Consider the following 2737-nt stretch of genomic DNA (forward strand, 5'->3'; position numbering starts at 1 on the left):
GGTCACCAACCAGTCGCCTCGGGGCTGGGCGTGGCCGGGCTCGCTGACGCTGCCGGCGATAAACAACTGCTGTACCTGCGAATCCAGCGGCACCTTGCTGGTGGGGCGCGGGTCGTCCAGCGGGCGATCCCGCCACTGGTCTTCCAGCACGTAGCCAAAGCGCAGGTCCCGGATGCCGTCTGAGCGCAGGTTGGCCAGGCGCATCAGGGGGCGGGAGTAGGGTGTGCGGCCCAGCAGGCGGTTGGCTTCGTTGCCGAACCGTTCCAGCAGGGCGCCTTGATGGGGAGAACCGAGACAGGCCAGATGGCTGACCCGGTTGACCCAGCTGTCTTCCCGCTCGCGTCCTTGATGCAGGGCACTGCGCGCCACCAGGCCGCCCATGGAGTGGCCGATCAGGATCACTCGCTCAGGCAGCGCCGTGTGGGCCAGCAGCCCGGCCAGTTTGCGGCCATTGTCGGAAATATGCAGGCCGGTGTTATAGCGCAGGTAGCGAATATCCGCGTTGTGATGCTGGCGTGCCCATTGGCAGAAGGCATCAGTCGCGGGGCTATTCCAGCAGGCTTCATTCATGCACAGCCCGTGCAGGAAGATGACCAGGGTGTCGGCCTCCGGCGCCGGCGGGGCTTTGGGGAGCAGTGTCATGGGCAGGGCATAGCGATTGTTCTGTTCGACCAGTAGCTGCCCGAAAATACCGTTGATGATGCTTTGCAGGTCCAGGCTGTCGCGCAGTTCCCGTTGCGGATCGGCAAGCAGGTCGGCCATGCCGGCCAGGTTGCCGGCCTGGCGAAAGCCGTAGCGGACCAGGTTGTAAACCATGGGGGCGGGGGTGTAATCGTGGCCGCGCAGGCTGAAGGGGTTGGCTACAGCGCCGTGAATATCCTGCACGACCTGGGTGATCTCATTGCCAAAACGGGTCACCAGCTGCGCCAGGCCGCCCACGTTCCTTCCCATGTTATGGCCTGCCTGTCTGCCCAGTTTTTTCATTTGTTCTCCTTGTTATGGGAGCATTTTACCCGGCTGGGGACGTTGATAAAGGAAAAAACGTTATGCCTGTGGGTGCGCATCCATCTGTAACTCTTCGTAAAATGGCTGCTAAATGTGCGAATCCACTTGGTCAAGTGCCAAGAACATGCTTAGAGTGCTCACTGTCCGAATCAGTTAATTCAAGGAGTGATTCTATGCGTACTTTCGGTAAAGCGGCATTGGCCGCCATTTTCGCCTCTTCTGCCCTGCTGGCAGCCTGTGATGCCAACGATGGTCCGGTTGAGGACGCTGGCGAGAAGGTAGACAAAGCGGTAGAAAACATCACCCCGGATAGCCAAGGGCCGATGGAAGAAATGGGCGAAGATATGGATAACGCCTATGACAACGCCAAAGACTCTGCCGAAGACATGAAGGATGCTGCCCAGCAGTAAGCCTGTCATGCAGTGAGCGCACCGCCTTTGGGCGGTAGCGGCGATAAGCAAAACCCCGGCCCTGTGGTCGGGGTTTTGTCGTTATGGGTTTGCAACAGTCTGTCAGGGATGTGCCGCCAGCGGGCAATGGCTTAACAGCTGTTTCAGGGCGTCAGCTTCCTGGAGCGTGACCATCAATTGGTAGCGTTGCTTGATCCGTTCCCATTGCTGGCCGTATTCGCACCAGTAGCGACGGTTGTCGGGAAGCCACTGGTCCGGGCTGCGGGCGCCTTTGCTGCGGTTGGCGCTGGCGGATACCGGGATCAGGTTGTCCGGATCGTTGGCAAATTGTCGGCGCAACCGTTCGTCCCACTGGTCGCCGCCGTGGCCGTGGGCATGGCGCAGGGGGACAAAATGATCCATATCCAGATCGCCGGCCTGGGTGAAGGTCTGGTGGGTGTAGGGGTCGTACCAGCGGCCGCTGGCCACGGTGCAGTGATCCGGGCCGGTGAAGGTCACGGCTATCTGGCTGGTGGCAATCAAGACTTCAGCCCGGGTGTCCTGACAATCCTGGTCTGCATCAATCCAGTGGGGCCAACGGTCCCGGTCATAGAGTGTGCTGAACGCGCGTTGTGCGTCGTCGGCATCCTGCTCGGCCTGTTGCTGTTGGCGGTGCAGGGTGAAGCAGGGTTCGCGGTGGCAATGGTAGTCGCCGCTGCGTCGGTCGGTGTGTCCGCCTTGTTGATCGAGGCCGCCGGGGTGGGCCTGAAGGGGCGCTGCGGGGGCAAGCAGGCTGAGGCATAGCAGGAGCGTAAAAGGGCGAGGGAACAAAGGGCTATATCCTGTCTGTTGTGGCGCAGGAGAATAAGACATTCATGCATTTTTTTGTAGGTTAAAGAGTACGCCAATGGGAAGTGTGAACTGGTTCCAATGGCTGTATCAGGAAGATACAAAACGGCTACGTGGCTACACGGAAATCGGACGGTTTTGTTCTGGGGTGGGCAGGGTTGCATCGTTAGAGTTAGCGGTGCCGGGCTGAATCTGTTTCACAGCGGCGTCGGCGTTCACTTTTTATGCATTGTCTTTGAGTAGTGGCTATGCAGGAGTTGCAGTTTATGGGGACACAGCAGGGCGCGGGAAAATGGCGTCAGCAGGAGTTGGGGCTGGAGGCGGTGGAGACACGGCTGCAGGCCCTGCAGGAGTACCTGGCCGTTTACCGGGCCAGCTTTGCCTCGTCGGGCAGTGCGGATAGCCATGCCCGGGTGCGGGTGCTGCGCCGGGATGTGTCTCGTCTGCGAGCTTGGGGCTGGTACCTGATGGCGTGCCGCGATGGGGCCCGCTGG

At 60.4% G+C, this 2737-nt stretch carries 4 protein-coding genes; 2 read left to right on the plus strand and 2 right to left on the minus strand.

Features of this window, described 5'->3' with window-relative positions; genetic code table 11:
- A partial coding sequence (locus A3754_RS18500) for a triacylglycerol lipase (RefSeq protein ID WP_063520877.1) occupies nt 1-984 on the minus strand: 984 nt, incomplete at its 3' end.
- Between the two features lie 194 nt (nt 985-1178).
- Between A3754_RS18500 and A3754_RS18505 the strand changes: the two genes are divergently transcribed.
- The gene (locus tag A3754_RS18505; protein ID WP_063520878.1) at nt 1179-1415 is read left to right on the plus strand and encodes a hypothetical protein; all 237 of its coding nucleotides are present in this window, start codon (nt 1179-1181) and stop codon (nt 1413-1415) included.
- A gap of 102 nt (nt 1416-1517) precedes the next feature.
- On the opposite strand, the gene A3754_RS18510 is transcribed toward A3754_RS18505, so the two are convergent.
- The gene (locus A3754_RS18510) at nt 1518-2225 is read right to left on the minus strand and encodes a YHYH domain-containing protein (protein WP_156497077.1); all 708 of its coding nucleotides are present in this window, start codon (nt 2223-2225) and stop codon (nt 1518-1520) included.
- A gap of 284 nt (nt 2226-2509) precedes the next feature.
- On the opposite strand from A3754_RS18510, the gene A3754_RS18515 reads away from it, so the two are divergent.
- Nucleotides 2510-2737 (plus strand): hypothetical protein (locus A3754_RS18515; protein ID WP_156497078.1); only part of this gene is annotated, 228 nt, incomplete at its 3' end.

Source organism: Alcanivorax sp. HI0083, assembly GCF_001635175.1.

Excerpts from the sequence above, each read along its gene's own strand:
- A3754_RS18505 (WP_063520878.1), top strand. The coding sequence starts at position 1,179 with ATGCGTACTTTCGGTAAAGCGGCATTGGCCGCCATTTTCGCCTCTTCT.